Origin of the sequence: Pseudomonas meliae (assembly GCF_001400515.1) — a bacterium.
GTDB lineage: Bacteria > Pseudomonadota > Gammaproteobacteria > Pseudomonadales > Pseudomonadaceae > Aquipseudomonas > Aquipseudomonas amygdali.
Window position 1 is genome coordinate 1 of record NZ_LJQT01000465.1, and the last position, 1,133, is coordinate 1,133.

At 60.1% G+C, this 1,133-nt stretch carries 3 protein-coding genes and 1 pseudogene; all 4 read left to right on the forward strand.

Translation table 11 applies throughout. The features are described 5' to 3' along the window. Positions 1-163: pseudogene (locus ALO64_RS26465) on the forward strand (lytic transglycosylase domain-containing protein); the annotation flags it as partial. Then, entirely contained in the window at positions 163-498 is a 336-nt protein-coding gene (locus tag ALO64_RS21445) for a hypothetical protein (RefSeq protein WP_054991799.1), read from the forward strand. The pseudogene ALO64_RS26465 and the gene ALO64_RS21445, both read left to right, overlap by 1 nt. 12 nt (positions 499-510) lie before the next feature. Beyond that, the gene (locus ALO64_RS21450) at positions 511-999 is read left to right on the forward strand and encodes a VirB3 family type IV secretion system protein (RefSeq protein ID WP_054991798.1); all 489 of its coding nucleotides are present in this window, start codon (positions 511-513) and stop codon (positions 997-999) included. Beyond that, positions 926-1,133, forward strand: a 208-nt coding sequence (locus ALO64_RS24795) for a hypothetical protein (protein ID WP_456238966.1), incomplete at its 3' end; no start/stop codon positions are given. The genes ALO64_RS21450 and ALO64_RS24795, both read left to right, overlap by 74 nt.

Sequence of the window (1,133 nt, forward strand, 5' to 3'; positions counted from 1 at the left end):
TGCGTCCACCGTGGAACCGACCTACGAAAGCTGGGACGTGCTGCGCCAGTTCCCGCGCTATCTGCCGCCTGCCCCACCGGCTGTTTCTGCTCCATCCGCTGCACCTGCTGTTCCGGCTTCACCCCCTGAACAACCCTCAACTCTCCCTCAAGAGGATCAATGATGATCAAACGTACCCTTGTGCCCAACAAAGGCGAACTCTGCATTCTGCTGGTGGCAATGGCCTACCTGCCCGGTATCGCCTCCGCTGACTGGGTCAGCACGCTGAACCAGTGGGGCAGCAATATCCGCCTGGGCCTCTATACCCTAGCGGGCACCCTGGGCCTGGTTTGCCTGATCTGGTCAGGTGCCCAATGGCTGATTGCTCGCTCCACGGGCGACCGCTCGCACACCTTCATGGACTACCTCGAGCAGGTTGGCGTGCTGCTGGTCGTTGGTGGGTCTGTGCTCCTCGGCACAGCGGCCTGGCAGGTGTTCGGCACCGGCGTGCCGGGTTGACCAGGAGCGCTTATGGCCGGTAACGAAGTACTCAAGAAACTGACCTTCGAAAGCTACAACGCGATGAGTCGGCCCGCGATGTTCTGGAACATCCCCATCATGCCGATGGTGGGCTTGCTGATGGGCGGCCTGGTCTTCGGTGTGGCCGCAACCTTCCTGCTGTCCTGGGTGTGGGGCCTGGTCGCTGCCGCCCCGTTCCTGATAGCCCTCATCGCCTTGAGGGTCGTGGGCCTGATCGATCCTCAATATTTGCGCCGCATCCGCTTTGGGCGGCGGCGTCTCTGGCTGAGCCTCAAGTACGGCAAACCGTTGTTGCTGACCCCCTTTAACCCGCAATGGAATGAATTCTATGGCGCACGATTTTCACACAAGCGTTATGCCCCCGGAAAAGAAAGCGCCATTGATGCGCTATCCGGTCCACGAACACATGGTGACCCTGCCCGGCAATCGCCTGGTGAGCCTGATCCAGTTGAAGGGGGTTTCCAGCGAAACCCGCAGTGATGACGAACTGGTCCACCTGTTTCATAACCTCAACCGCTACTTCCTGGCCCTGGGCAAGAAGGAAGGCAAGCACCTGATGCTGCAAACCTACATCACCAAGACGGGCATCGAGCTGGACACGCCGTACATCTTGC